Below are 26,385 nucleotides of genomic sequence, written 5' to 3'. Positions count from 1 at the left end.
TAAAAAAAGCGCCAGACTCTAGGGTGTAGATGCGTTATCTACACCCGATCCGGATTAATTGCCCAAACGCTGAATTAACTCTTGTGGCGACAGATAACCACCAAGATACTGACCTTCGACATTATAAATGGCCGGGGTGCCATTCACCCCCATTTTTTGGCCTAACCGGTACTGGGCTTTGACCGGATTCTGGCATTGTGCTGCTGGTAATTGTCCACCATGAATGGCTTGTTCAAAGGCAGCATGACGGTCTGCACTACACCAGACGCTTTCCATGGCCGGGAATAATTGCTCGCCGCGTGGCCAGGCAATGTAACGTACCTCGATACCGGCAGCATTGATTTCGGCCATATGGCTATGCAGTTTCTGGCAATAAGGGCAGCTGATATCGGTAAAGACATAGATCACATGTTTGGTTTGACCTTTGGCCGGATAAACCAGCAGATCTTCTGTTTTGAGTGCAGCCAGATGTTTTTTGTTTTCCGAGGACTGGAAGCTCTCACTGACATTATGCAGCTGTTTGTCTCCTAAACGGATGACATCACCTTGAATGATGTATTTGCCATCACTCGTTGCATATACCGCACCCATGCCTTCAAGATTCACCCAGTACAAGTTTGGTACTTCAGTACTTTTGACATCGAGTACTTTGGCATTGATATTGGCAGTTTTGAAATGTTGCTGCAGGGTCTGGAGCAGATGTTCCTGAGTCTTGCGTTCCGTCAGGGGAGAGGCTTCACCCGTCGCAGGTGCCGTAGCAGTTAAGGTATTTTGTTTTTTGTCGTCATTATTGCTATTGGAGCATGCAGCAAGCAGAATGCTGGTCGTTAGTGCACAAGCCAACGCCAAACGGGAACGGGTAAACAGCATAAAAGACCCTTTATTATGTAAAGATTAGGGAAAGGATAGCCCGCAAGCATAGCAAAAAAATATCCATGGATTGATTAAATTTATTGATCTAGCCAGGGCTTTTTCACAGTTTTCTAGGTTGTTAAGCGCGTGGATGATGCTGTGCATGCAGCTGTTGTAAACGTAGCTGTGCCACATGAGTATAAATTTGCGTGGTGGACAGGTCACTGTGCCCCAGCAGCATTTGTACCACACGTAAATCCGCACCATGGTTCAATAAATGCGTAGCAAAGGCATGGCGTAAAGTATGCGGCGAAAGTTCAGTTTCGATGCCGGCCTGTAAAGCATAACGTTTAATCGCGTACCAGAAATTTTGCCGGCTCATGATGCCGCCGTGTTGCGTCAGAAACAGATAGTCTGTTGCCGAATGGTAAAGTTGTGGGCGCGATTCTGCCAGATAACGCTCAATCCATTCACAGGCCAACTGTCCCAAAGGCACCAGCCGTTCTTTATTACCTTTACCCACAATCCGTAAATAGCCCTGTTTGAGATTAATCAGTTCCAGACGTAGATTGAGTAATTCTGTGACCCGTAAACCACAGGCATACAACACTTCCAGCATCGTACGATCACGCAGGCCGAGTGCAGTTTCAGTATTCGGTGCCTGAATCAGGGCTTCGACATCCTGTTCGGACAAGTCTTTGGGTAAGGCTCGACCAATTTTGGGTGTTTTGTGTGTGGCCACGGGATTATCAAAACGTAGTTTGTGTTCGCGCAAAAATTTATAAAAAGACCGTAACGCCGAAAGACAGCGGGCAATTGAACGTGGACTCTTGCCTTGTTTGGTCAGTTGTAGCAAGACATCAGCCACTTGATCGCTGTTCCAGTCGATGAGCGGTATGCTGCTGCATTCACTGCATTGGATCAGATCGGAAAGATAGGCGTTGCGCGTATGGGGACTGACGGTTTGTGCAACCAGATAATCGCGGAAGCCCTGCAAGAAGCTGAGGTGTGCAGGAATCTGGACGGGTGCAGGGATACGGGGCTTTTTATTTAACATGTTTTCATCTGATAGGATTTAATAAACCGATGCTTTGTATTGGTTTTTATTCACTGTAGAGCAATTCTTTTCTGCTGTCGATGTGATATAAGAAGATGAGAATTGGAATTGAACCTTATTTGGTAATTATTCTCATTTGCTAGTATACTGTAGAAAATGTTTTAGGATCGGATGCGGTGCGTTTATCAGAGTTAAAAGTTAAGCAAGCTGCCATCATCACCAAGGTCAACCGGACTTTGGATGGCAATTCGGGTCAGCCTGACCTTGTCGCAAGTCGACTCGAAACTTTGGGTTTCGTGCCGGGTACACGCGTCGAAGTGATTACCAAAGGTATTTTTGGTGGAGATCCTATTCTCATTCAGATCGGATTTACCCGTTTTGCCCTGCGCAAAGTGGAAGCCGAAAAAATTGAAATTCGCGTCGGAGAAGGAGCGCCCGCATGAGTGATGCGCTGCGTATTGCCCTTGTGGGAAACCCAAACTGCGGTAAAACCTCATTATTTAACCATCTCACCGGAACGCGCCAGAAAGTGGCCAATTATGCGGGTGTGACGGTTGAACGCAAGGTCGGTTTTTTTAATTTGCCTTCAGGACGACAAGTTCGTGTCTTGGATTTGCCCGGCACTTACAGTTTAAATGCCACCAGTCCGGATGAAGCGATTACCCGAGATGTGTGTCAGGGAAAAATTGCTGATGAGCAGCAACAGGATGCATTCTTGTGTGTCGTCGATGCGACCAACCTGAAGCTGCATTTGGGTCTGGTTCTGGAAGTTATTGATCTCGGGCGCCCGATTCTGCTGGTGCTGAATATGATGGATGAAGCACGCCGTCGCGGGATGCAGATCGATGTGCAGAAATTGTCACAACGTCTTGGTGTGCCGGTGATTGAAACCGTCGCAGTGCGTAACGCGGGCATTGAAAACCTGATGGCTGCACTCGATCAGGCACAATATAGTGTCGCGGATACTGAGCTCAGCGATTTAAGCAGCAGTGCCCATCATAAAATTGATGCCATCTTAAAAGATGTCGTGAACTTTGTGGATCATGAAGATAAACGCTCTGATTTCCTAGATAAAATCTTTTTACATCCAGTCCTGGGACTGCTCAGTCTGGCCTTGATGATGTTTGTGATCTTCCAGGCAGTCTTTGCCTGGGCAGCTCCGTTTATGGATGGTATCGAGGCACTGTTTGGCTGGCTCGGTGAAACCGTAAGTGGATATATCCAGCAGCCGTTGCTGAACAGTCTGGTGGTGGATGGGATTATTGCCGGGGCTGGCGGTGTGGTGGTGTTCCTGCCGCAGATTCTGATCCTGTTTTTCTTTATTTTAGTGCTGGAAGAATCCGGCTATTTGCCACGTGCCGCTTTCTTACTTGATAAGTTGATGTTTAAAGCCGGTTTGAGCGGTCGAGCTTTTATTCCACTGCTTTCCAGCTTTGCTTGTGCTGTGCCGGGTATTATGGCAACCCGTAGCATTAATGATCCGCGTGACCGTCTGACCACCATTATGGTGGCGCCGTTGATGACCTGTTCAGCACGTCTGCCGGTGTATGCCTTGCTGATTGCAGCTTTCATTCCCGAGAAAATGATCTGGGGTGTGTTGAACTTGCAAGGTTTGGTGCTGTTTGGCTTATACATGGCAGGGATCATCAGTGCATTGTGTGTATCCACCGTGATCAAAATTTTCCAGAAAGATAAATCACAACATGCCTTGCTGATGGAATTGCCGAGCTATCGTTTCCCAGACATCAAAAGTGTTTGGATCGGTTTGCTGGATCGTGCCAAGATTTTCTTGAAACGGGTCGGTGGTATCATTTTCGCCTTGTCGATTCTGCTCTGGTTTCTATGTACTTTCCCACAACCACCGGAAAATGCACTAGCACCCGCGATTGATTATAGCTTTGCCGGGATGTTGGGGCATCTGATGCAGCCGCTCTTTGCGCCGGTAGGTTTTAACTGGCAAATCTGTATTGCCTTGATTCCCGCGATGGCGGCACGCGAAGTGGTGGTTGCTGCGCTCGGAACCGTATATGCCTTGTCTGCAACCGATGAAGATGCGGTAGCCCAAGGCTTGGCCCAATTGATCAGTGCTGATGGTACAGGATGGTCGTTGGCAACAGGTCTATCCTTGCTGGTCTGGTTTATTTATGCACCACATTGTTTGGCAACTTTGGCAACTGTTCGTCGTGAAACCGGCTCATGGCGAACCATGAGTATCATGACGGCTTATCTATTTGGTTTGGCGTATTTGATGTCATTCCTGACCTATCAGATTGCGTCTTATTATCTCGGTTAACACCCGAAGGAGGTCGAGATGGTTGAGTGGATCATCATTACGGCGCTGGTGAGCTGGAGTGCACTCGTCGTATTTAAAAAGGTCTTTCCGAAAACGGCCTATGCAGTTTTCTCGCGTGCCGCGCGAGGGTGTGATCAACGCGGCTGGCCGCGTTTGGCAAAATGGTTGCAACCGGCCATGTCGGCTGGTTGTGCGGGTGGCTGTGGTTGCAGTACCAGTGATACACCCTCCACAAAAAAAGTGGAAGTACAGTCGGTAAAATGGCGCTAATCTCCATCTCACCGGTTTTATGACTTAAGCCGCCCTTAATGGGCGGCTTTTTACGCGCTGACACAAAAAAAGTGCATAGAAAATTAAAACAGAAAAAGCATTCAAAACCTCAAAGTGCTACCATTTTGCCAGTTTAAAAATACCTCATCATGCGGAGCGAAAATGTTAATACAACGTGGTGGACTCAAAGTCGTCGCAGGCCTAGGAATTTCCGGTGTATCGGCAGTTAATTTTCTACATCAACAAGGCTACCAGGTTGCAGTAACAGACTCACGCACAACGCCTCCGGGACATGATCAGATTCCTCCTGAGGTGCAAACCAGTTTTGGTCAACTCGATCGCGATTTATTGCTCAAAGCTGAAGAAATCATTTTAAGTCCTGGCCTGGCACCGCAACTGCCAGAAATCCAGGAAGCTATCGCGCAAGGCATTCCAGTGATTGGTGATATCCAGCTACTGCGTCGTGCGACAGATGCTCCCATCGTGGCGATTACCGGTTCTAATGCGAAAAGCACCGTGACGACCCTGATCGGTTTGATGGCCAAAGATGCAGGCAAAAAAGTGGCGGTTGGCGGTAATTTGGGACGCCCTGCGCTAGATTTGCTGAAAGATGAGCCGGAGCTGCTAGTTCTGGAGCTTTCCAGCTTTCAATTGGAAACCACTTCTAATTTAAATGCTGAAGTTGCGGTCGTGCTGAATATGAGCGAGGACCATCTTGATCGCCATGGCAATATGCTCGGTTATCATCAGGCTAAACACCGTATTTTCCAAGGAGTGAAAAAGGTGGTCTTTAACCGTGATGATGCGTTGTCACGTCCTTTGGTACCTGATGCGATTTCCATGCAGAGTTTTGGTTTGAGTGCACCGGATCTGAACCAGTACGGTATTTTGCGAGACTTGGATGGCACAATCTGGCTGGCGCGTGGCCGTGAACGTCTGATCAAGAGTTCGGAACTGTATATTCAAGGTACACACAATGTGGCCAATGCCTTGGCTTGTCTGGCTTTGGGTGAAGCGATTGGCTTGCCATTAGAATCAATGCTTAACACGCTAAAACAGTTTAAAGGCCTTGAGCACCGTTGTGAATTTGTGAAAGAAGTCAACGGCGTGCGTTATTATAACGATTCCAAAGGTACTAATATTGGAGCAACACTGGCCGCGATTGATGGTCTAGGAATGGCGATTCAGGCCCAACACGGTAAAGTGGTGATTATTTTAGGTGGACAGGGTAAAGGGCAGGACTTTAGCGCTTTACGTCAGGCCTTGCAGCAGTATGTTAAAGTGGCCGTGTTAATGGGTGAAGATGCAGCGCAGATCGCTCAAGCGATTGAGGGTACAACAGAGATCCTGCATGCGGACAGCCTGCAGCAGGCTGTGGCATTGTGTCAGGAAAATGCGCAAGCACAGGATGTGGTATTACTGTCTCCAGCCTGTGCGAGTTTTGATATGTTCAAGGGCTATGAAGACCGTGGTCACCAGTTTGTGGCTTGCGTGAACGCCCTGCGCTAAAAACAACAATAAGGAAGAATTATGGCTGGGTTTGCTCAGACAACCATTGAAAAGATGCAGCAGGTTTATACGCGGTGGGCACCGCGGATCCCTGCGGAAGTCACGCCTCGTAATGTGCTGATTTTTTGTGTCCTAGCCTTATTGTGCTTAGGCTCAATCATGGTGGCTTCGGCATCTATGCCCTATGCTGAACGTATGCATGAAAATCCCTTCCACTATGTGGTGCGTCATGGAATCTCGATTGCCGTGGCCGCGGTGGCTGCCTTTTTGACTTATAAGATTTCGCTAAATCAATGGTTTAAAAATGCCTTTCCATTGTGGCTGATTACCATTCTGTTGCTTTTTCTGGTACTGATTGCCGGTTCCGAGGTCAATGGTTCGACACGCTGGATCAGGATTGCAGGGTTTACCCTGCAGCCGACTGAGGTGGCTAAGGTGGCCATGGCAATTTTTACGGCAGATTATGTGGTGCGCCGTGCTGAAGAAGTCCGTAATAATATCAAAGGGTTGGCGCGCCTTGCTGCAGTCATGATCCTGACGGTGGGGCTGATCATTGCCGAACCCGACCTCGGTGCGACAGTGGTGATTGCGTTGATGATGTTGGGAATCTTTTTTCTCGCGGGGGCACCGATCATTCAGTTTGGCATCGCCTTTGGTGCGATTGTCATGGCCTTTGTCTTCTTGATTATCTTTGAGCCCTATCGATTTGAACGGTTAATGTCATTTTCCAATCCATGGGCCGATCCTTTAGGGACGGGCTATCAGCTATCCAATGCACTCATGGCCTTTGGCCGTGGCGAATGGTATGGCGTGGGTTTGGGACACAGTATCCAGAAAATGTCCTATTTGCCCGAGGCACATACGGACTTCATGCTTGCAGTACTCGGGGAAGAATTCGGCTTTTTGGGAATTACTACTGTCCTGATCCTGTCGTTTGGCATGTTGCTGAGCTGCATTAAAATTGGCCATCGTGCTTTGCAAAACCAGTACTTACGTGCCGGTTATCTAGCCTATGGGATTTCAATTATTTTCCTGCTGCAGATCATGGTAAATGCCGGCATGAACATGGGCTTGATGCCAACGAAAGGTTTGACTCTGCCATTTATCAGTTATGGGGGAACCTCATTGATGATGTGTGCGGTCATGGTCAGCCTGATTCTGAAAATTGATGCTTCGACACAATTAGCCAATCCAAATAAAGAAGAATCCAGCTTTTAAACCGGTTGTCCCGTATGCAGAGGACTGCTGCGGGACGGGTTGTTTGATTGCTTGTACGTTTGTAACTGCAAAACTCATTTTGACGCTATCCCTGGCTATTCCCTTAGCTCATTTTACGGATCGTCATTTAGAGATAATGACCCGGTAAAAGTGTGCCTTTAGGAATCTTGTGTATATCCCATTGCGTAACGGCCTGAACCAGCATACGTGCAGGTGTATCCAGATCCACTGGGGCTTGACCCAATACCTGTAAGGCCTGTTGTAACAACAAGGACGCTTGGCTCAGATCAAGCGCCTGTGCCAGATTTTGTTTGGAAAGTTTCTGGCCCTGATCATTCATGGCCAAGGGGAGGTGCATATAGTTTAAAGTGGGATAGCCGAGCAGTTGGCTGAGCCAGATCTGTCGTGCGGTGTTGTCGAGCAAATCAGCACCCCGAACGACATGAGTAATACCTTGCAAGTAGTCATCGACCACCACAGCAAGTTGATAACTGATAATGCCATCACGGCGACGGAGTACAAAATCTCCCAGTTCATGCTGTAAATTGCTGCAGTGCAGGCCTTGTAGACGGTCTTCAAAGCAGATGTCCTGATTCGTGACTTTGACCCGAATCGCCTGATCCTGAAAATCCAGACCCAGATCACGACAGGTTCCGGGATAGATCGCATTCGAACCGAGCATCTTGCGGGTACATTGACAGGCATACACCAGATGCTGTTGTCTCAGCTGTTCAATGACCGAGTGATAAATGTCTAAGCGATCTTTTTGAAATAGAATTTCGCCATCAGGTTCGAACTGGAAAGCCTCGATTGCGGCCAGAATATGCTGTTCACTGCCGGGATAGATGCGAGGAATATCAGTATCTTCAATGCGCAGCAGCCATTGACCTTGGTGGGCTTTGGCATCGCAATAGCTGGCGACCGCTGTAATGAGTGAACCAAAATGCAAAGGACCGGTTGGCGATGGCGCAAACCGGCCTGAGTAGCGCATCAGCGACACATCATTCTGCTGCTGCACAGGAGCAAAGCTGTCTGGCTTTGCCGGGAAAGATTTAACAGTCACTGTTAACCGTTATTTTGTTTCTCTTTGATTTCCGCTAAGGTCTTGCAGTCGATACACAAGGTTGCGGTTGGACGCGCTTCGAGACGACGCAGACCGATCTCGATCCCGCAAGTTTCACAAAAACCGTAGTCATCATTTTTGATGGCTTCAAGCGATTGCTCAATTTTGCGGATCAATTTACGTTCACGGTCACGCGTCCGTAGTTCAATTGCAAATTCTTCTTCTTGCGTTGCACGGTCATTCACATCTGGCAGAGCGGTATTTTCATCCTGCATGGTGTTGAGTGTACGATCAACTTCCGACATCAGCTCTGCTTTCCAAGCCTCTAGAATCTGGCTGAAATGCGCAAGCTGACCTTCTGACATATATTCTTCATTCTTTTTCGGCTGATAAGGTGCGATACCGAATAAGCTTGCTGTAGAACCACCTTCAGAAGCCTTTGGCTTGGTTTTACGTACGCGTTTAGCGGCCTTGTCAGCATCAGCGATTTCTGTTTGTTCGTCCAAGACTTGATTTTGGTTGTCATTCGCCATATAGGGCATTCCTCATCATATGCATATATAGATACGCAAAAAATATGGTGATATGCAAGTGTTTTTATCCAATTCCGTCAGGGTAATTTGTCCTTCGGGGGCGCCATCATATAGGCTTTTTTGCACATATGATAGTCTTTTAAGGTTTGGATTTGACTCTTGGCTCGTCCTTTTTTAGATGCCCTAAATTAATGGAAAAAAACCGGCTTGAAAAGTTAATAGCCGGAAATTTTTGCGTTTGTTGCGGTTCGCTGGTATTTCACACGGTAGACTTGGCTGTCGAATTGACCATCCTGATGCAAATAGAGTACCCGGTAGCCTGGTTCACACTCATCGAGCGCAAAATCCTGGCTGAAAGGTTTGAATTGTACGCAGGTTGATGGAGTCGATAAAAACTGGATGCCTTCCCATTCGGTAAATGCATCCTGATGTACATGACCATTTAACACAGCTTTCACGTTGCTGTGTCGAGCCAATACATCTGTCAGGTCTTCACTGTTCTTCAGCTTATGCTGATCAATCCAGTGCGACTGCATGGCAAAAGGGTGATGATGACAGGCCACAATCACATGTTTGTCCGCATACTGTTCGAGCAAATCATGTAGGCATTGCAGGTCGGCTGCCTTGATATGGCCATCAATTCTACCTTTGACTGCACTGTTTAATAAAATTAAACACCAGTTTCCAGACTCAATCGCTGTGGGTTGTGATTCTCCCGATGGGAAGGGGAAAAGGCTTAATTCATCATGATTCCCAGGAATTTGGAAAAAAGGTATACCGAGCTGTTGCATATAGGCTTGATAGCGTGCATAGGTTTCAACCACAGGGACTTGCGCTACATCTCCCGTATGAATAATCGCGTCAATCTGAGGATGATGTTTCAGGATGTGTTGCATCACGGTATGAAAACTCTGTTCTGGATTCATCCGGACAAATTCGAGATCCGCCCGATCCATCAGATGTGTATCGGAAATCTGAATGATCACATAGGGTTGCTGCGGGGGTTGTGAAATAGATAAAGACATACCTGACCTCGGACACCCTTATTTTTTAATTGTATTGATCTGTTGCTGTAACCACTGCAACGCCATAATCACGGGTGAATTACGTAAACGGCCTTGGCTGAACAAAGCGGCAATGTCGCTATATTCAAACAGGTGGAGCTTGATATCTTCACCTTCATCGCTCATGCCAAAGATTCCGCCTGCTGCAGTTAAATCGGCTTTCGCTGCATACAGATGAAAAAGCTCTGAGCAGGCACCGGCAGAGGGGTAAAAGCTGAACAGGTGTTGTAGATCAAAGATCTGACAGCCCGCTTCTTCAAGACTTTCACGACAGATACAGCTTTCTGGTGACTCATCGCCATCAAGGACGCCGGCGATGACTTCAAGCTGCCAAGGGGAGCGCTGATCATCGAGTGCACCAACACGGAACTGTTCAATCAATGCAAATTTTTGTTGTTGATCATCATAAATCAAAACGCCCGCTGCTTCTGGACGGTGAATGAGTTCACGAGTTAGGACAGGAGTATATTGCGCATCGGCAAACTGACGGTGGCGTAGATGAACCTTCTCGACCTGAATAAAGCCCCGAAAGAGTGACTCACGTGAAGTGATTTCGACATCTTGGTAACTAAAACTGGCTTGATCGAGAATATTCATAAGTCAATTAGGATGAAATCTGCTGATTTCATCCTAACTGAGATTATGCTGAACACAAATGTTTTTTTTGAACTTTTAAACTTTGTGGTACAGTTTTTGACCATGTTCCTGGTAAGCATTTTTCATAGCTTCCAGACCTGCTTCCACTTCATCATCTGATTGTTTTTCAACCTTGGCATTCTGTTGATTTTGTGCGTAATCACGCACATTTTGTGTGATTTTCATCGAACAGAACTTAGGGCCACACATCGAACAGAAGTGTGCAGATTTATGCGCTTCTTTTGGCATGGTTTCATCGTGCATGCTACGTGCCGTATCTGGATCCAGACTCAGGTTGAACTGATCTTCCCAACGGAATTCAAAACGTGCTTTCGACAGGGCATTATCACGTGCTTGTGCACCCGGATGACCCTTGGCCAAGTCTGCAGCATGGGCGGCAATCTTGTAGGTAATAATCCCGTCTTTCACATCTTTCTTGTTTGGCAGACCCAAATGTTCTTTTGGTGTCACATAGCACAGCATTGCTGTACCGTACCAGCCAATCATCGCCGCACCAATCGCCGAGGTGATATGGTCATAACCCGGTGCAATGTCGGTCGTCAATGGGCCAAGCGTATAGAACGGTGCTTCTTTACAGACTTCTAACTGGAGATCCATGTTCTCTTTCACCATGTGCATTGGGACATGGCCAGGACCTTCAATCATTACCTGAACATCATGTTCCCAGGCACGATGGGTCAATTCACCGAGCGTTTTCAACTCAGAGAATTGAGCTTCGTCATTGGCATCTTGGATACAGCCTGGACGCAAGCCATCACCTAGACTGAACGAAACGTCATAGGCTTTCATGATTTCACAGATTTCATCAAAATGCGTGTACAGGAAGTTTTCCTGATGATGTGCTAGGCACCACTGTGCCATGATTGAACCACCACGCGAGACAATACCGGTGAGACGGTTTGCCGTCATAGGGACGTAACGTAACAGTACCCCGGCATGAATGGTGAAGTAGTCCACCCCCTGTTCTGCCTGTTCAATCAGGGTATCTTTAAAGATTTCCCAAGTGAGGTCTTCAGCCACGCCGTTGACTTTTTCCAGTGCCTGATAGATGGGCACGGTACCGATTGGCACTGGCGAGTTACGGATAATCCATTCACGGGTTTCATGGATGTTCCTGCCGGTTGATAAGTCCATGATGGTGTCTGCACCCCAGCGGGTGGCCCAGGTCATTTTCGCCACTTCTTCATCAATTGAAGAGCCCAATGCGGAGTTCCCGATATTGGCATTAATTTTCACCAAGAAATTACGACCAATGATCATTGGCTCGACTTCAGGGTGGTTAATGTTAGCTGGAATAATCGCACGACCGGCAGCAATTTCCTGACGGACAAATTCTGGTGTAATTTCACGCAGATTTTGTGCACCAAAATTTTGGCCTGGATGCTGACGCATATCCACACCTTCACGCTGGCGCTGGTTTTCACGGATGGCGATATATTCCATCTCTGGGGTGATAATGCCTTGTTTAGCATAGTGCATCTGGGTCACGTTCTTGCCAGCCTGGGCACGACGCGGGTTCTGGATATGCGCAAAACGTATTTCCGCAGTACGGATATCTTTCAGGCGTTCCTGACCAAATGCAGAAGTGAGGGTTGGTAATAATTCGGTATCACCACGTTCCTCAATCCACGGCGTGCGTACTGCAGGTAGACCTTTTTTTAAGTCGATTTGCACATTCGGATCGGTATAAACACCCGAAGTGTCATACACCATGATTGGCGGGTTTTTCTCGCCGCCTAAACCTGTTGGGGTGTCAGTGAGTGAGATTTCACGCATTGGGACCTGGATATCTGGGCGTGAGCCTTCGATATAGACTTTGCGTGATGCGGGTAAAATACGGGTCAGATCTTTGGCATCTTGCTCATGTTGGGCAAGAGCTTGTTCTTCTGGGGATAGATTCGTTAATTGGTTCATGGCTATGATCCTTGGGGATAGTCATCAACGAATCAAGCTCGACCAAAAACGAAGGCAGGGGGTAAAGGCATTCAAGAGCAACTTTACACTGAAGCAGTGAGTTTTTAGATGGCTTGATTCCTACGCAGGTGTTAACCTGATCAGGTTCAACGGTACTTGCATTCAAAATCAAAGACTTATTGCAATCTCAGCGAGTTTTTACTCGCGCTCCGTCAAGCATGGCTAAATCTTAGCATGGATTTTCAGAATAAAAAGCGCTGCTTGTGGCGGTGGGTCAAATCTCTGTCCGCTTTCTATTCGTCAGTAGTAGGGTGAAGGGAGGGATAAAAGTTGTATTTTGATGCATTGCAACAGATGAGCAACGCAATGGCACAAAAGCGAGAATGATGGAAAGGAAATACCATGCTACGCTTGATCTTTTTCATTCGATTGTCATAAATTTTTCATAATTGTTGTGATTTAATAGACAGCAAACTTATATTCGTCCGTCGCTGTGTTGGAGTGCTAACCTTGAGTCCAAATAATCCTGTATTAAGCCATCATATTTCTTCCCAATTTAATGAAGATATGCAGGGTGTAAGTACCAAGTTTATGAGCATGGGAGGCTTGGTCGAACAACAGGTAGCAAATGCTATTCGTGCGCTCTTGGATACCGATGCTAACTTGGCGATTGATGTACAGTTTCAAGATAATGTCGTGAATCAGCATGAACGCGATATTGATGAAGCCCTCACCTTAATTCTAGCGCGTCGTCATCCAGCTGCGATTGATTTGCGTATGGTGATTGCGATGAGCAAGGCCAATACCGATTTGGAGCGTATTGGTGATGAGGCTGCGAAAATTGCCCGTATTGCACAGAACCTCTGTGAAGAAGGGGGGTCACCACGCGGTTATATGGAAACCCGTCATATCGGCAATCAAGTTCGTGTCATGATCCATGATGCCCTAGATGCTTTTGCACGTTTAGATGCAGAGCAAGCTTTACGTGTGGTGCTGGCAGATGCTGATATCGACCGTGAATATCAGTCAGCAACGCGTACCTTAATGACCTATATGATGGAAGATCCACGCCACATCTCACGTGTATTGAACGTGATGTGGGTATTACGTTCACTTGAACGTATTGGGGATCATGCACGTAATATCTGTGAACAAGTCATTTATATGGTGAAAGGCCTGGATGTACGTCATACCAGCTTGGCTGAAATTGAGCAGAAAGTACAAGGAACCCCAACTCCACCTGCACAGTAACATGCGGAATGGTTTGAGCCATACCTGAAGAAAAAAGCCCTGGTATAAACCAGGGCTTTTTTCATTCTGCGACAAAGATAGCTTATTCTATTTGCTTCACAGCAATTCTTTATTTTATTGTTTTTATTTGATATTTTTTGCTTCTTGTCGCTGTATGGCCTTAGAATAGAATACTCGACTAAAGTCGTATATAGGCTAAAAACTGATCCTTGTGTCAGTGATAACGTACAAAAATCATGCATCTGTTTATCAATGTCGCTATTCGGAAATAATAAGTCAGGTCAAGAGGGATCGGTTTGATGCAGCGTAGCGCGGCAGTGCGATTCATCATTAATGATCAGCAATAAAAAAACCTCGCAGGGTGCGAGGTTTTTTTCTTAACTAGAATTAAGCTTCCGGCTTCCAGCCCTCGGCTTTTTCTACCGTTTCATCATTGCTGAGGAATTTTTCACGCTGTTCTTCCAGGAATTTTTTTGCTTCTGGTTCGAATACGTTTAAACGCTTTTCATTGATTAGCGTGGTTTGATGTTTTAACCACTCCTGCCAGGCCTGTTTAGAAACCGTATTCAAGATTTCCTCACCTTTGGCACCTGGAAATGGTGCAAAGTCCAAACCTTCCATTTTCTGCTGATATTTACGGCAAAATACTTGTCGAGACATCTCAGATCCTTAAGCGTAAAGTTGTTCTAGGCGTGCATGGGCACGGGCAATCGCAGCTTCAACCTGTGCAGGTGCTGTTCCACCAATATGGTTGCGGGCATTCACAGAGGCTTCTAAAGTCAGTGCTTTCTCAAAAACATCGGCTTGGATCAGGTCGGAGAACTGCTGTAATTGTTCAAGTGTCAGCTCGGAAAGATCTTTACCTTCCTGTACCCCTAAAGCCACCGCTTTACCGACAATTTCATGTGCATCACGGAAAGCCACGCCATTTTTTACCAGATAATCTGCCAAATCTGTTGCGGTTGAGAAGCCACGTAACGCCGCTTCGCGCATAATTTCGATATTCGGCACAAGGGCTGGAATCATGTCAGCAAAGGCCATCAATGATCCGCGTACGGTATCAATTGCATCAAATAGTGGCTCTTTATCTTCTTGATTGTCTTTGTTATAAGCTAATGGCTGACCTTTCATTAGGGTGAGCAGACTGATCAGGTCACCAAACACACGGCCTGATTTTCCACGGATCAGTTCAGGAACATCCGGGTTTTTCTTCTGCGGCATAATTGATGAACCGGTGCAGAAGCGATCTGGAATATTCACGAACTTGAATTGTGCAGAAGTCCAAAGAATGAGTTCTTCAGACATGCGAGATAAATGCATCATGATGAGAGAAGCCGCTGCATTAAATTCAATGGCGAAATCACGATCTGAGACCGCATCCAGCGAGTTTTCAGCAACTGCTTCAAAACCGAGTAATTCAGCGGTATAGGCACGGTCGATTGGATACGTTGTACCCGCAAGCGCAGCAGAACCGAGTGGCATACGGTTGACACGTTTACGGCAATCAAGCAGGCGCTCGGAGTCACGGACCAGCATCTCAAACCAAGCCAATAAGTGATGGCCAAAGGTCACAGGTTGCGCCGTTTGTAGATGGGTAAAGCCCGGCATAATGGTGTGGGTATTTTGGGCAGCGAGTTGCAGAATACCTTTTTGTAATTTTTTCAATAATTCTAAAATAGCATCGATTTCGTCACGCACATACAGGCGGATATCGGTGGCCACTTGGTCATTACGGCTGCGGCCTGTATGCAGCTTTTTACCGCTGATGCCGATGCGTTGCGTTAGACGTGATTCGATGTTCATGTGCACATCTTCGAGGTCAATGCGCCATTCAAACTGACCTGCCTCAATTTCGGCCTTGATGGTGTTTAAACCATTGATGATATCGTCATGTTCTTGTGTCGTCAGTACGCCAACTTTGGCCAACATGGTGGCATGTGCGATTGAACCGGCAATATCTTGTTTATAAAAGCGTTGGTCAAATTGCACAGATGCGGTAAATTCGGCAACAAAAGCATCAGTGGCTTCGGTAAAACGACCACCCCACATACCTGAAGTTTGGTTTTGGGCAGACGTTGTAGAGGAATTAGAAGATGTGGTCATGTCAGCTCAGTAAAATAAAAAAGAGTATAGCAAATTCGTTACCGGATGCCGAAACATATCGCAATACGCCTGATGCCCGGCAAACTCATGCACAATCCTCCTATTTTTTTACGAAAACCAGCCGATGGCAACATTTATTTGAGTTGTTTATTGCAGGCAATATTCTGGCTCTGGTCTTGGCGCTTGCTGAAGCACAATCCTGGTCTCATTTGAATGGGATACGTCTGTTTCAATACATGGCGTATATCAGCTGGGTGTTGCTGTCTTTTGCCGCGATTACCGATGCTTTCAGTGGGGTTTTTCGCCGTTGGACCTATTCTGCAGTGCTGGTCGCTGGTTTTACTATTCTGCAGGTTGTCGTGGTGTTGACGACCATGAGTTTGAATGGACTATTGGCTTTTGGACGCAGTTTTTCCTGGACATCATTATCTGCTGCGGACTGGCTGGATGGTGTGGTCTTGCATCTGAGTTATGGCCTGTTACTCGGTGCTTTCTGTTTGCGTTATTTGTATCTACAGGAACAGTGGTTGCGCCAACAGCAAAGTGAGTTGCAAGCCCGTATTCAGGCAATGCAGGCCCGGATTCATCCGCATTTTTTATTTAATAGTCTGAACAGTGTGGTGAGTTTGATTGCGATTGATCCAGATAAAGCCGAAGCCATGTTAATTAATTTGTCACGTCTGTTTCGTGCCAGTTTTCAGGAACTGAAGCTGGTGAGTCTGGCTGAGGAAATTCGCTTATGCCAGCATTATTTGGAAATCGAACAAATCCGCTTGGGAGATCGTCTTAGTGTGAACTGGAAAATACCCGAACCGCAGGATTTACAGCGTATACAGATTCCATTGTTGACCTTACAGCCTTTACTGGAAAATAGTATTTTGCATGGTGTTGAAAAAACGATCAATTCGAGTAATATCAGTGTATTGATTGAAATTGTTGAAAATAAAGTCAATATTGTCGTTACCAACCCCTATAGCACAGAGAAAACCAAGCGCCATCAGGGGCATGGGATTGCACTCGACAATATCCGACAACGATTAAAAGCCTATTATGGTGATTCCGTACAATTTCAAACTTATGCGGGGCAGGCATTATTTACCACTGTCCTGCAATATCAATATCAATAATAAAATTAAAGTTTGCTTTATAAGAAATAAAGCAAAGTGAATTGGGGGTAAGGAGAGAACATGGATATCCTGATCTGTGATGATGAAGCACTCGCAGTGGAACGCTTATCTCGTTTGGTGACCAATTTAGGGCATCAGGTCGTGGCCACCGCACAACATGGCCAGCAAGCACTCGAACTGGTCAAGCAATGTGAGCCGGATGTGGTGTTATTGGACATTCAAATGCCAGAGATGGATGGTCTGAGTTGTGCTCAACAATTGAGTCAATTGGAGCCGATGCCAGCGATTGTGTTCTGTACTGCCTATGATGATTATGCACTTGAAGCATTCAAATCGCAGGCGGATGGTTATTTGTTAAAACCGATTGCAGCCAGTGAGTTGCAACAGGTGCTGGATAATCTGACCAAGCTCAATCAGGCACAGGTAAGCCATTTGAGCCAGCAAGCGACAGATATATCCTGTTCTAAAGCTCAACGCCATCAGATTTCAGCCAAAACGTATCGTGGTGTGGAGCTGATTCCCGTTGAAAACGTTTATTATTTTCTGGCAGATCAGAAATATGTTACGGTACGGCATAAACATGGCAGTGTCCTGATTGACGAAACCTTAAAAGAATTAGAACAGGAATTTGAAGAGCGTTTTATTCGGATTCATCGCAATGCGCTGGTTGCTGTGGATTATCTGGATGGTCTGGAACTAGTGGGTAGCGGCCAATATCAGGTTCGTTGTCGTGAGCTGGCTGAACGTCTTGCAGTCAGCCGTCGCCATCTCCCAGGATTGCGTGAGCGTATTCATAAGCTTTAATCATGTGACTACCTTTAGATGAACCCGCATAATTTACTTGCATTTTTGAGTCAGCAGGTTAATTTTAGAGTCTGTTTATTTCACCTGTCTCAGATTTATGAAAACCTTGAAGATCGCAACCCGGCAGAGTCCATTGGCTTTATGGCAAGCTGAACATATCCGTGCCCGTTTAATGGACCTGTATCCTGATCTGACAGTTGAGCTGGTGACTTTTGTCACGCAAGGGGACAAAATTCTGGATACCCCTTTGGCAAAAATTGGCGGTAAGGGGCTATTCGTAAAAGAATTAGAAGCAGCTTTGCTCGATGGTCGTGCTGATCTGGCCGTGCACTCCATGAAAGATGTGCCGATGGCATTACCTGAAGGGTTAATTTTGGGAGGGATCTGTGAGCGTGAAGATCCGCTCGATGCTTTTGTTTCCAATCATTACTCCCATTTTGATGAATTACCTGCGGGTGCCAAAGTTGGTACATCGAGTTTGCGCCGTAAATGCCAGATTCTGAAGCAACGCCCGGATTTAACGATTATTGATTTGCGTGGCAATGTCGGCACACGCTTGTCGAAGCTGGATGCAGGTGATTATGACGCTATTATTTTAGCCAGTGCGGGATTGAAACGTTTAGGCTTGGCCCAGCGTATCCGTCATACCTTGGCTGCTGAAATTAGCTTGCCAGCTGTTGGACAGGGTGCCTTAGGACTGGAATGTCGTGCAAATGATGTGGCTGTTCTTGATCTGATTGCACCACTGCTACACAGCGAAACCTCTGCCTGTGTGCGTGCCGAGCGTGCCATGAATGCCTATTTGGAAGGAGGGTGTCAGGTACCGATTGCGGGTTATGCTACATTGTCTGAAGGACAATTGTCTCTCGAAGGTCGAGTGGGAAGTGCTGATGGCCAAACACTCTTGGTCGCACAAGTCACAGGTCCTACAGCAGAGGCTGAACAGTTGGGGCAGCAACTGGCGAAGAACTTGCTGGATCAAGGAGCTGGGGAATTGTTGCAGGCGCTATACCAATCTTAAGCATGTGGTTTATTAATACGCGTCCACAAGATCGTGCGGATAACTTAACTTCTGCGTTGACTGCAGAGGGTATTCGGGTCAAAAGTCTGCCGCTCCTAGAGTTGAGTGCTTGTGCGTGGACACCTGCCTTGGCCACACTTTATGCTGAGCTGCCGCAAGCGGATATGGTGGTGGTAGTTAGTCCTACTGCGGTACGAATCGGAATGCAGTACTTGCAACAGGCCGGAATCAGTCTACAGCAACTCGCATCTGTACAATGGATTGCTGTGGGGAAAGCTACGGCGCAGGTTCTCGCTGAATACGGAATTTCCAGCCATGTGCCCGAGGTTGAAACTTCAGAGGGCATGTTGAGTCTTCCCTTGTTTCAGCAGGCATCAGTCAATACCATCGCGTTCTGGCGTGGAGAAGGTGGACGGCAGTTTATGATGCAGCATTTGCAGCAGCAAGGTGTGCGTATTCTGAATTTTGTGTTGTATCAGCGTGTTTGTCCGAAAGAAGCGCTCACTACCTGGCAGGAGTGGTTGCCTATCCTGCATCAGCAGCCGGCACCGGTCTGGATATTGGTGACGAGTGAAGCGAGCTGGCTAAACTGGCTGTCTTTGATTGATCGTGATGAATTGCCATGGTCTAATTTTCACTTTTTAGTCTTGGGGCCGCGTTTATCTGATTTACTGCAACAGGCAGATGTCCCGCAGCCTTTACATGTATTGCAATTAGCCAATTTACAACCGGAAACCATTTTACAGCAGATTAAAGTGTGGCAAGAGGAAGCATGAAGAAAGTTGTTGGCGTGTTGATTATCCTGAGCTTGGTCTGGTTGGGCAAAGTATCTTACGATGTGTTTCAGATCCACGGAGAGTGGGTTCAACTACAAGATAAACTCGTAAAACTTGAGCAAAACAATGCTGCCTTGAATGATGAAGTAGTGGCCTTGCAGCGACAAGTACCATCTACAGTGACGTCCGTACCTTCTTCAACCACTTCCTCACAGCAAAATCCATCAGCGGCTCAGCTCGTTACACTTCAGGGTGTGGAACCCGTACGTGTGATTCAACAGCACAGTGAACTGATCCAGTTTGCCTTGCAACAACAACAGTATATTTATGCGATTGAGCAATTGAACCGCCTAGATCGCGAGCTGGAAACGTATGATTTATCTCCCGCACTCAAACAAAGCTTGCATCAAGTTTTAGCGAAAGATCGCATGACGATACAGCAATATGTTGTTGCACGTAACGCCCAGCAAAATACACTGGATGCTTTGTTAGGGCAGATAGACCGTTTGTTGACGCAAACTTTGCAAAATTCTGTGCTTAACCCAGGTCAACTGGAGCCACAGCATTTTTGGCAGAAATGGCTACAAGTTGAACGTGTAAAACAGCCAAATGTTGAGCTAGCTAATCGTTCACTGATTTTAAAAGAAGCTCAACTGCGTTTGTTATTGGCTCGACAGGCTTTATTAAAAGGACAATATTTAGAATATCAACAAATTTTGAATACTGTGATTCAGCAACTAGAAATGTTACCTGACCAGGGCAGCCAACAGTTAAAACAGCGATTGCTCAAAGCAAAAAATTTACCCGTGTTACCTGCCCCTAAATTAGCAGTGCAAGCTGTATTGGGTGGAGCATAATGCAATGAAAGCGATTTTGCTGGCCTATGCCTTTATTGGTTTGTTGTTAATCGCGTTGCTCAGCCTATTGAGTTATGGGTATGGTCCAGGTTATGTCTATCTCCTATGGCGCGATTGGCAGATTCAAAGTAATTTGTGGGTGCTATTTTTTACTTTGGCCCTATTTAGTTTGCTTTTACAGCTCTGTTGGTTAGCTTTGAAACGTTATTTAACCCGCAAGCAACGTGAAACTGAAAGTGTACTCAATTTCAAGAACCTACATCCCTATGAACAGCTTGCCGTGATTTGGTTACTCGATGCGGGACGTGATCAGCAGTCTTTTATTGAACAGATCTTTGCACAGTCTGGTTTATTGAAAGGTGTAATGGCTGCTCGTCTGGCAGTCATGCAAGGTCAGTATGAGCAGGCATTAAAAAGTTTAGAGCAAACGCCTGCGATGGCTTTTGAATTAGTGGAAATACAGCGTATAGAAATTTATTTGATGCAAAAAAATGCTGAGCAGGCATTAACGCATCTAGAGTTTTTAAGTCAGCATGTTTTATCGCCGTGGTTACAGGAGATACAGGTTGCTTATCAGCAGCGTTTAACGGTGCTCTGGGGAATGTTTGCAATCCAACATCCGTGGGCGTATTTGCGTTCGACGCGTTATGGTCATTTAGAAGCGGAAACCAAACAGCTCTGGTTGCAACAGTTATTACAGCAATTTGATCAAGCTTCAATCGATGATTTGCAGGCCTTGCAACAACGCTATCTAGATTTGGGAGAACAAATCGAACAACGTAGCTACGCGACTCGGATGCTCTGGCTGAAGCTCTTGGCCCGGATGCCAGAAATGGCGGCTGCACATGAGCATCTAGCACTGCAGTTGCTGAATGAGCAGTTTAATCAGGAAGTATTTTATCTGTGGTTTCAGCAACAGTTACTTAAACAGCAACCAGATTATATGCGTATAGAAGCCTATATTCAGCAACTTCAAACCCGATATCCAGGTGTACCCGTATTAACTTTTGCCGAATGGTACATTTATGATGCGACAGGCCGTAATGAGGCTGCGGATCAATTATTGGATCGCTATCCTGATAATGTTTTGATGAGTTATTTGCGTATTAAATCAGTGTTAAAAGGTCGAGATGATTTGATTGTGCAGTTAAATTATATCTTTGAAAAAGATGCTAATTTTATAGAAATTAAAATATAATTTGAGTGATTAATAAAAATTATAAGCGATACTGGGTTGGTTGTTTTAATTAAACTAACTGCGTACCTTATGCATATATTTTGTTTTTATATTGTATAAATATGAGAACAGTGTTTATTTTTATAACTTGTTTTATGAATCATTGTTCATTAATTTGGTTGAGTTTTTATATACATTATTGGTCGAACTCTTTACTTGGAAATTTATCGAAATATGAGATACGGCTATGGTTTTACCTATTCTTACCAATGAGAATGAAAAATTAAGATAAATGTTTAGTATTGGAAGGAAAACAGATGAATCTTAAAATTATCTTAATAGTCATTTTTATTTTTGAATAACTAAAAAATAGGAATTCAGATTAAATTAAGCTTTTAAATCATATGGTATTAATTAATCGATGCCATTATTTTTGTTAATTATTGTTATGCATAAAATATTTAACTCTTGATTATTTGATTTAATAAAAATATTATTGCGGTGAAATTGATTTCACCGTGCATAATTATTATGAACTGTATTGGGAGTGTTAACCAAAGATGAAACCGGATTTAAGTAACCTTTCTGTCGATGAATTAAAACGTTTACAGCTTGAAGCTGAAGCTTTAATTGAATCGAAAAAAGATCAAGCAATCGAAGATGCTTATAATCAGATCATGGCAATTGCTGAAAATGTTGGCTTAAGCATCGAACAGATTATGGAAATGGGTGCGCAAAAGCGTAAACAAACCACACGTAAATCTGTAGAGCCTCGCTACCGTAATCGTAATAATCCAGAAGAGACCTGGACTGGTCGTGGGAAACAACCACGCTGGTTGGTTGCTGAACTGGAAAAAGGTGCAAACCTTGAGGACTTTCTGATTTAACCTGGCTGTTTTATCTGTTGACCCTTTTTATTTTAAAAGCCGAGTGGAAACACTGGGCTTTTTTTATTTGTGATGAATTTTATACAATTTAAACTATCTTTGTGCAATTTGCTGTGTACAAACTATGGGATAGTGTCAGATTAAGTTCGACCAGTGTCGTAACAGATCGAACGCAGCACTGTTGCGATAGCATGTTATGATAAATGCAAATCATAAACTGAAAGAGAGTTTCATGACTTGGAAATTGCAAGCAATTACCGGTGAATTTGCGGGGCAGGAAATTAATATTGATCGTGATATGTTGGTCGGACGTCATCAGGATGCTGATATTCTTTTGCAGTCCGCTGAGATTTCACGTCGCCATGCGGCTTTTTTGCTAAAAGAGCAGGGCTTATGGTTGCAGGATTTGAACTCATCGAATGGTACTTTTGTGAATGAAGTCCGTATTCAGAATGAAACTTTGCTGAATAGTGGTGATACCATTCAGTTTGCCAGCCTGAAATTTACAGTTTCTGCAGCAGCTTCAGCCTTAGAGGTGCCAGAAATTGAGATTGAACCTGTTGTTGAAACTACAAAAACCGCGGCAGAGCAGATGGCTGATCAAGGCATGCCGAGTCTGAATGAACGTGTAGCGGAAGTGTCCGTGAATCGTGATGGGATGCCACAGCGTGTTGCTGTACCTAAACCAGCACCAATTCCTGAAGGTATTGATTTAAATGCCAAGACAGAACCAGAGCCGATAGCTATTCCTGAACCTGTGTCTCGTGTTGCGCAGGAAAAAGAACAGCAGAAAAATGCCTCTATCGGCTTAATTACCATTATTAGTTTGGTGATTTTAGCTGTCTTGGCGTGGTTGCTATTAAAGTAACCCATCTAGTGGGCTTAAGGCATGCTTGGGCATGCCTTTATCTTTTTGAGGATGTGTATATGTCAATTGCTCAGTTGGCTCAGCGTGATCTAATTCTGTTTGACCTGGATGGCACGCTGGTTGATTCAGCCGCAGATTTATTTCGGGCGCTCAATATCAGCCTAAACAGCATGCAAATGCCGCTAGTGACTGAAGCGCAGGTACGTGTCTGGGTGGGTAAGGGAGCTGCAAAACTTTGTGAAGCGGCATTGCAACATATCACAGGTAAGGTAGAAGCTTTGCAGCATCAGCAATTGTTGCAAAAGTTTATGCAGGTTTATGCTGCGGATCTCTGTGTAAATACCCAAATTTATCCGGGTGTAGCTGAGTTTCTGGACTATTGTCAGGGACAGCAGCTGAAAATGGCCTGTGTCACCAATAAACCGCGACATTTGGCAGAAGGGCTATTGCAGCAATTAAAGCTTTCGCATTACTTCCAGCTGGTATTGGGAGGTGACAGTCTGCCCCAGAAAAAACCGCACCCATTGCCGTTATTACATAGTGTCGAGGTCTTACACAGTCATCTCCATACGACTTTAATGATTGGTGATTCGAGCAATGATGTTGAAGCTGCACGCCAAGCCGGTATAGATTGTATTGTGGTCAGCTATGGCTATAATCATGGTGAAGATATTTATTGTTGTCAGCCACAACAAGTAATTGATGACTTAAGAGAATTAATCAGTACCTCTCAATAGAGGGGTGTTTCAAATGTGGAAGGAAATAGGAATGCAGCATTGTACGGTTTTTCGATGGCGTCGCTCAGATTCATAACGCGAACATCACTTGATCCATCGAACCCGATTAGAGATTCCCTATGACAACACTTGCACAATTTGAACAGCTTCAACATGCCGGTTATAACACCATTCCGGTTTACCGTCAGCGCTTGGCCGATACCGAAACCCCGTTATCCGTTTTTGCACGTTTAAAAGACCATCCTCAAGCCTATTTATTTGAATCGGTCGAAGGGGGTGAAAACTGGGCGCGCTATTCCATTATTGGTTTGGGTGAGTCCACGATCTTCTCTTGCAATGAAGGCGTACTGACTATCCAGCAACCGGATGGTGAGTTGTTGACTCAGGAGTGTCAGGATCCATTTCAGTTTATCCGTGATTTTCAGCAGCAGTATAAAGTACCGGGTCATGATTTAATTCCGGGTTTACCCAGCTTTACCGGAGGGTTGGTCGGCTATTTTGGCTATGATGCTGTACGTTATATTGAGCCTAAGCTGAAAAATATTCCTGAAGCAGATCCGGTGGGTTTGCCGGATATTTGGATGATGCTGTCCAAGACGGTGATTGTCTTTGATAATTTAAAAGACACGTTATTCCTGATTACCCATGCGGATACTCGTCAACCGAATGCTTATGCTCAGGCAGAGCAAGTGCTGGATCAGATTGAAGCGTTATTGGCACAGCCGGTACGGTTGCAGGCGAAACCACACACCCCGCCGCATTTTGAATCCATGACGGGCAAAGAGAAGTTCATTGCTACGGTCAATAAGGTGAAAGAATACATTCGTGCCGGGGATGTCATGCAGGTAGTGCCAGGGCAGCGTATGGTGTCGGATTTTGATGGTGATCCGATTTCAGTTTACCGTGCCTTACGACATTTGAACCCCTCGCCGTATTTGTTCCTAGTACAAGGACAAACGCTGGAAAACAAGAAGCCATTTTATATCGTGGGTTCCTCACCCGAAATTCTATCTCGCCTGGAAAATGGCATTGCGACGGTACGTCCGATTGCAGGGACTCGCCCACGCGGTAAAACCAAAGAAGAAGATCTGGCGCTGGAAAAAGATTTACTGTCGGATGAAAAAGAAATCGCCGAGCATCTTATGCTGATCGATTTAGGGCGTAATGATGTCGGACGCGTGGCCAAAATTGGTAAAGTGCAAGTCACTGATCAAATGGTGATCGAACGCTACTCGCATGTCATGCATATTGTGTCAAATGTACAGGGAGAAGTGCGTGATGGCATTGATGCACTGGATGTTTTTAAAGCAACCTTCCCAGCAGGTACGCTCTCAGGTGCACCTAAAATTCGTGCCATGGAAATTATTGATGAAGTGGAACCCTTAAAGCGTGGTGTTTTTGGTGGAGCAGTCGGATATTTGGGCTGGCATGGTGAAATGGACATGTCGATTGCCATTCGTACCTGCGTGATTCGTGAAAATAAGGTCTATGTACAGGCAGGTGCAGGGGTGGTTGCAGACTCAAATCCTGAATCTGAGTGGAATGAAACCCAAATAAAAGCTCGCGCAGTGATCAAAGCGGTTGAATTATCATCAAATGGTTTGATTTTATGAGTTTTTAGCGGTTTTTTTTGAAAAACCGCTTGCATGCGCTGAAAGTTTTGCTAAACTGCACACCGTTCCGATACGAAACGTACGAAACGATAGAAAGAGCCGGCATAGCTCAGTTGGTAGAGCAACTGACTTGTAATCAGTAGGTCCACAGTTCGAATCCGTGTGCCGGCACCATCTTCTAGAGTGTGTAAAATCGTAAAGAACTGCACTGAAATAAGTGTGATATGGTGAGATTCCCGAGCGGTCAAAGGGAGCAGACTGTAACTCTGCCGCGTAAGCTTCGAAGGTTCGAATCCTTCTCTCACCACCAACTTTAACTTCGAATGAAGTGTTATTGTACCAACACTGTGCGGGAGTAGCTCAGTTGGTAGAGCGGCAGCCTTCCAAGCTGCATGTCGCGAGTTCGATCCTCGTCTCCCGCTCCATCCGAAGATTATCGCTCTTATAGCTCAGTGGTAGAGCACTCCCTTGGTAAGGGAGAGGTCTCGAGTTCAAATCTCGATAAGAGCTCCAGATATACAGCTTAGTAGTTTTAACTACAAAATTTTTAAAGAAGCAGGCTTTTAAGTCTGCTTTTCAAGTATTAAGCGTCTGATTTTTTTAGGTGATATGTCGGAACTGAGTGGTCTCAGGGTTTTGTTCGACGTAAACGAGGATGATCATCATGGCTAAAGCCAAGTTTGAACGTAATAAACCACACGTAAACGTGGGCACAATCGGTCACGTTGACCATG

25 protein-coding genes, 4 tRNA genes, 1 pseudogene and 1 riboswitch are annotated in these 26,385 nt (G+C 45.5%); of the genes and pseudogenes, 21 read left to right on the top strand and 9 right to left on the bottom strand.

All coding sequences use genetic code 11. The features are described from left to right. Window positions 1-54: 54 nt before the first annotated feature. Window positions 55-870 carry a DsbC family protein gene (locus tag PAE54_RS06795; protein ID WP_326518883.1) on the bottom strand — a complete coding sequence of 272 codons (816 nt, stop codon included), beginning with the start codon at window positions 868-870 and terminating at the stop codon, window positions 55-57. A 121-nt stretch (window positions 871-991) separates the two neighbouring features. Further along, window positions 992-1,909 (bottom strand): site-specific tyrosine recombinase XerD, encoded by a 918-nt coding sequence (xerD, locus tag PAE54_RS06790; RefSeq protein ID WP_326518882.1) that lies wholly within the window; start codon window positions 1,907-1,909, stop codon window positions 992-994. 176 nt (window positions 1,910-2,085) lie between these two features. On the opposite strand from xerD, the gene PAE54_RS06785 reads away from it, so the two are divergent. From PAE54_RS06785 to ftsW, 5 genes are all read left to right on the top strand, one after another. Further along, entirely contained in the window at window positions 2,086-2,352 is a 267-nt protein-coding gene (locus PAE54_RS06785; protein ID WP_273778218.1) for a FeoA family protein, read from the top strand. Next, window positions 2,349-4,202 (top strand): ferrous iron transporter B, encoded by a 1,854-nt coding sequence (gene feoB / locus PAE54_RS06780; RefSeq protein WP_326518881.1) that lies wholly within the window; start codon window positions 2,349-2,351, stop codon window positions 4,200-4,202. The genes PAE54_RS06785 and feoB overlap by 4 nt, the downstream gene beginning before the upstream one ends. An 18-nt stretch (window positions 4,203-4,220) precedes the next feature. Further along, window positions 4,221-4,472 carry a DUF6587 family protein gene (locus PAE54_RS06775; protein ID WP_326518880.1) on the top strand — a complete coding sequence of 84 codons (252 nt, stop codon included), beginning with the start codon at window positions 4,221-4,223 and terminating at the stop codon, window positions 4,470-4,472. Between the two features lie 162 nt (window positions 4,473-4,634). Next, a complete protein-coding gene (gene murD / locus PAE54_RS06770) occupies window positions 4,635-5,981 on the top strand; it encodes a UDP-N-acetylmuramoyl-L-alanine--D-glutamate ligase (RefSeq protein WP_326518879.1) in 1,347 nt (448 codons plus the stop codon). 21 nt (window positions 5,982-6,002) lie between these two features. Next, on the top strand, window positions 6,003-7,199 hold the full coding sequence (ftsW, locus tag PAE54_RS06765) for a putative lipid II flippase FtsW (RefSeq protein WP_326518878.1): 1,197 nt from the start codon (window positions 6,003-6,005) through the stop codon (window positions 7,197-7,199). Window positions 7,200-7,326: 127 nt separating this feature from the next. Here ftsW and gluQRS read toward each other — a convergent pair whose 3' ends face one another. The 5 genes from gluQRS to thiC all read right to left on the bottom strand — a co-directional run bounded on the left by gluQRS (window position 7,327) and on the right by thiC (window position 12,430). After that, window positions 7,327-8,190, bottom strand: coding sequence for a tRNA glutamyl-Q(34) synthetase GluQRS (gluQRS, locus tag PAE54_RS06760; protein ID WP_326518914.1), 864 nt, complete (start codon window positions 8,188-8,190; stop codon window positions 7,327-7,329). A gap of 74 nt (window positions 8,191-8,264) precedes the next feature. After that, window positions 8,265-8,795, bottom strand: coding sequence for an RNA polymerase-binding protein DksA (dksA, locus tag PAE54_RS06755; protein ID WP_326518877.1), 531 nt, complete (start codon window positions 8,793-8,795; stop codon window positions 8,265-8,267). Between the two features lie 215 nt (window positions 8,796-9,010). Beyond that, complete coding sequence (gene cpdA, locus PAE54_RS06750) at window positions 9,011-9,820, bottom strand: 3',5'-cyclic-AMP phosphodiesterase (protein ID WP_326518876.1); 810 nt, start codon at window positions 9,818-9,820, stop codon at window positions 9,011-9,013. Window positions 9,821-9,838: 18 nt separating this feature from the next. Beyond that, window positions 9,839-10,456: an NUDIX domain-containing protein gene (locus tag PAE54_RS06745; protein ID WP_326518875.1), complete on the bottom strand. Its 618-nt coding sequence runs from the start codon at window positions 10,454-10,456 to the stop codon at window positions 9,839-9,841. A gap of 75 nt (window positions 10,457-10,531) precedes the next feature. Then, the gene (gene thiC / locus PAE54_RS06740; protein WP_326518874.1) at window positions 10,532-12,430 is read right to left on the bottom strand and encodes a phosphomethylpyrimidine synthase ThiC; all 1,899 of its coding nucleotides are present in this window, start codon (window positions 12,428-12,430) and stop codon (window positions 10,532-10,534) included. A gap of 100 nt (window positions 12,431-12,530) precedes the next feature. Then, window positions 12,531-12,652: riboswitch (TPP riboswitch) on the bottom strand. 288 nt (window positions 12,653-12,940) lie between these two features. Here thiC and phoU point away from each other — a divergent pair. Continuing rightward, window positions 12,941-13,681, top strand: a complete 741-nt coding sequence (gene phoU, locus PAE54_RS06735) for a phosphate signaling complex protein PhoU (protein WP_273778229.1) — start codon at window positions 12,941-12,943, stop codon at window positions 13,679-13,681. Window positions 13,682-14,068: 387 nt separating this feature from the next. On the opposite strand, the gene PAE54_RS06730 is transcribed toward phoU, so the two are convergent. Both PAE54_RS06730 and argH read right to left on the bottom strand, forming a co-directional pair. Next, window positions 14,069-14,341 (bottom strand): oxidative damage protection protein, encoded by a 273-nt coding sequence (locus tag PAE54_RS06730; protein WP_326518873.1) that lies wholly within the window; start codon window positions 14,339-14,341, stop codon window positions 14,069-14,071. A 9-nt stretch (window positions 14,342-14,350) separates the two neighbouring features. Then, window positions 14,351-15,784 (bottom strand): argininosuccinate lyase, encoded by a 1,434-nt coding sequence (gene argH, locus PAE54_RS06725; protein ID WP_326518872.1) that lies wholly within the window; start codon window positions 15,782-15,784, stop codon window positions 14,351-14,353. Here argH and PAE54_RS06720 point away from each other — a divergent pair. From PAE54_RS06720 to PAE54_RS06650, 15 genes and pseudogenes are all read left to right on the top strand, one after another. Continuing rightward, window positions 15,775-16,911: a sensor histidine kinase gene (locus PAE54_RS06720; RefSeq protein ID WP_326518871.1), complete on the top strand. Its 1,137-nt coding sequence runs from the start codon at window positions 15,775-15,777 to the stop codon at window positions 16,909-16,911. The genes argH and PAE54_RS06720 overlap by 10 nt on opposite strands. A 60-nt stretch (window positions 16,912-16,971) precedes the next feature. Beyond that, entirely contained in the window at window positions 16,972-17,715 is a 744-nt protein-coding gene (locus PAE54_RS06715) for a LytR/AlgR family response regulator transcription factor (RefSeq protein WP_326518870.1), read from the top strand. A 97-nt stretch (window positions 17,716-17,812) separates the two neighbouring features. After that, on the top strand, window positions 17,813-18,736 hold the full coding sequence (hemC, locus tag PAE54_RS06710; protein WP_326518869.1) for a hydroxymethylbilane synthase: 924 nt from the start codon (window positions 17,813-17,815) through the stop codon (window positions 18,734-18,736). 2 nt (window positions 18,737-18,738) lie between these two features. Next, on the top strand, window positions 18,739-19,512 hold the full coding sequence (locus PAE54_RS06705; protein ID WP_326518868.1) for a uroporphyrinogen-III synthase: 774 nt from the start codon (window positions 18,739-18,741) through the stop codon (window positions 19,510-19,512). Next, window positions 19,509-20,369 carry a hypothetical protein gene (locus PAE54_RS06700; RefSeq protein WP_326518867.1) on the top strand — a complete coding sequence of 287 codons (861 nt, stop codon included), beginning with the start codon at window positions 19,509-19,511 and terminating at the stop codon, window positions 20,367-20,369. Before PAE54_RS06705 ends, PAE54_RS06700 begins: the two co-directional genes overlap by 4 nt. 4 nt (window positions 20,370-20,373) lie before the next feature. Beyond that, a complete protein-coding gene (locus PAE54_RS06695) occupies window positions 20,374-21,567 on the top strand; it encodes a heme biosynthesis protein HemY (RefSeq protein WP_326518866.1) in 1,194 nt (397 codons plus the stop codon). 539 nt (window positions 21,568-22,106) lie between these two features. Next, window positions 22,107-22,433 (top strand): H-NS histone family protein, encoded by a 327-nt coding sequence (locus PAE54_RS06690; protein WP_273778238.1) that lies wholly within the window; start codon window positions 22,107-22,109, stop codon window positions 22,431-22,433. A 232-nt stretch (window positions 22,434-22,665) separates the two neighbouring features. Beyond that, window positions 22,666-23,301, top strand: coding sequence for an FHA domain-containing protein (locus tag PAE54_RS06685; protein WP_326518865.1), 636 nt, complete (start codon window positions 22,666-22,668; stop codon window positions 23,299-23,301). Between the two features lie 59 nt (window positions 23,302-23,360). Next, on the top strand, window positions 23,361-24,038 hold the full coding sequence (locus PAE54_RS06680) for a phosphoglycolate phosphatase (RefSeq protein WP_326518864.1): 678 nt from the start codon (window positions 23,361-23,363) through the stop codon (window positions 24,036-24,038). 119 nt (window positions 24,039-24,157) lie between these two features. Next, a complete protein-coding gene (gene trpE / locus PAE54_RS06675; RefSeq protein ID WP_326518863.1) occupies window positions 24,158-25,651 on the top strand; it encodes an anthranilate synthase component I in 1,494 nt (497 codons plus the stop codon). A 98-nt stretch (window positions 25,652-25,749) separates the two neighbouring features. Next, window positions 25,750-25,825 (top strand) — tRNA-Thr (locus PAE54_RS06670). 52 nt (window positions 25,826-25,877) lie between these two features. Then, window positions 25,878-25,961 (top strand) — tRNA-Tyr (locus PAE54_RS06665). 39 nt (window positions 25,962-26,000) lie between these two features. Then, window positions 26,001-26,076: transfer RNA gene (locus tag PAE54_RS06660), tRNA-Gly, on the top strand. A gap of 13 nt (window positions 26,077-26,089) precedes the next feature. Further along, window positions 26,090-26,164, top strand: a tRNA-Thr gene (locus PAE54_RS06655). 151 nt (window positions 26,165-26,315) lie between these two features. Further along, window positions 26,316-26,385, top strand: a pseudogene (locus PAE54_RS06650) (hypothetical protein); the annotation flags it as partial.

The organism is Acinetobacter minutum, assembly GCF_035916735.1.
GTDB lineage: Bacteria > Pseudomonadota > Gammaproteobacteria > Pseudomonadales > Moraxellaceae > Acinetobacter.
Note: the sequence above shows the minus strand (reverse complement) of the source record. Positions and strands in the feature narration are given on the sequence as shown.

Coding starts and splice junctions, on each gene's coding strand:
- argH (WP_326518872.1), bottom strand. CDS start 15,784: ATGACCACATCTTCTAATTCCTCTACAACGTCTGCCCAAAACCAAACT.
- PAE54_RS06705 (WP_326518868.1), top strand. CDS start 18,739: ATGTGGTTTATTAATACGCGTCCACAAGATCGTGCGGATAACTTAACT.
- PAE54_RS06685 (WP_326518865.1), top strand. CDS start 22,666: ATGACTTGGAAATTGCAAGCAATTACCGGTGAATTTGCGGGGCAGGAA.
- PAE54_RS06715 (WP_326518870.1), top strand. CDS start 16,972: ATGGATATCCTGATCTGTGATGATGAAGCACTCGCAGTGGAACGCTTA.
- thiC (WP_326518874.1), bottom strand. CDS start 12,430: ATGAACCAATTAACGAATCTATCCCCAGAAGAACAAGCTCTTGCCCAA.
- PAE54_RS06730 (WP_326518873.1), bottom strand. CDS start 14,341: ATGTCTCGACAAGTATTTTGCCGTAAATATCAGCAGAAAATGGAAGGT.
- PAE54_RS06745 (WP_326518875.1), bottom strand. CDS start 10,456: ATGAATATTCTCGATCAAGCCAGTTTTAGTTACCAAGATGTCGAAATC.
- trpE (WP_326518863.1), top strand. CDS start 24,158: ATGACAACACTTGCACAATTTGAACAGCTTCAACATGCCGGTTATAAC.
- xerD (WP_326518882.1), bottom strand. CDS start 1,909: ATGTTAAATAAAAAGCCCCGTATCCCTGCACCCGTCCAGATTCCTGCA.
- PAE54_RS06720 (WP_326518871.1), top strand. CDS start 15,775: ATGTGGTCATGTCAGCTCAGTAAAATAAAAAAGAGTATAGCAAATTCG.
- PAE54_RS06680 (WP_326518864.1), top strand. CDS start 23,361: ATGTCAATTGCTCAGTTGGCTCAGCGTGATCTAATTCTGTTTGACCTG.
- PAE54_RS06690 (WP_273778238.1), top strand. CDS start 22,107: ATGAAACCGGATTTAAGTAACCTTTCTGTCGATGAATTAAAACGTTTA.
- gluQRS (WP_326518914.1), bottom strand. CDS start 8,190: ATGCGCTACTCAGGCCGGTTTGCGCCATCGCCAACCGGTCCTTTGCAT.
- feoB (WP_326518881.1), top strand. CDS start 2,349: ATGAGTGATGCGCTGCGTATTGCCCTTGTGGGAAACCCAAACTGCGGT.
- hemC (WP_326518869.1), top strand. CDS start 17,813: ATGAAAACCTTGAAGATCGCAACCCGGCAGAGTCCATTGGCTTTATGG.
- PAE54_RS06700 (WP_326518867.1), top strand. CDS start 19,509: ATGAAGAAAGTTGTTGGCGTGTTGATTATCCTGAGCTTGGTCTGGTTG.
- murD (WP_326518879.1), top strand. CDS start 4,635: ATGTTAATACAACGTGGTGGACTCAAAGTCGTCGCAGGCCTAGGAATT.
- cpdA (WP_326518876.1), bottom strand. CDS start 9,820: ATGTCTTTATCTATTTCACAACCCCCGCAGCAACCCTATGTGATCATT.
- PAE54_RS06795 (WP_326518883.1), bottom strand. CDS start 870: ATGCTGTTTACCCGTTCCCGTTTGGCGTTGGCTTGTGCACTAACGACC.
- dksA (WP_326518877.1), bottom strand. CDS start 8,795: ATGGCGAATGACAACCAAAATCAAGTCTTGGACGAACAAACAGAAATC.
- PAE54_RS06695 (WP_326518866.1), top strand. CDS start 20,374: ATGAAAGCGATTTTGCTGGCCTATGCCTTTATTGGTTTGTTGTTAATC.
- ftsW (WP_326518878.1), top strand. CDS start 6,003: ATGGCTGGGTTTGCTCAGACAACCATTGAAAAGATGCAGCAGGTTTAT.
- PAE54_RS06775 (WP_326518880.1), top strand. CDS start 4,221: ATGGTTGAGTGGATCATCATTACGGCGCTGGTGAGCTGGAGTGCACTC.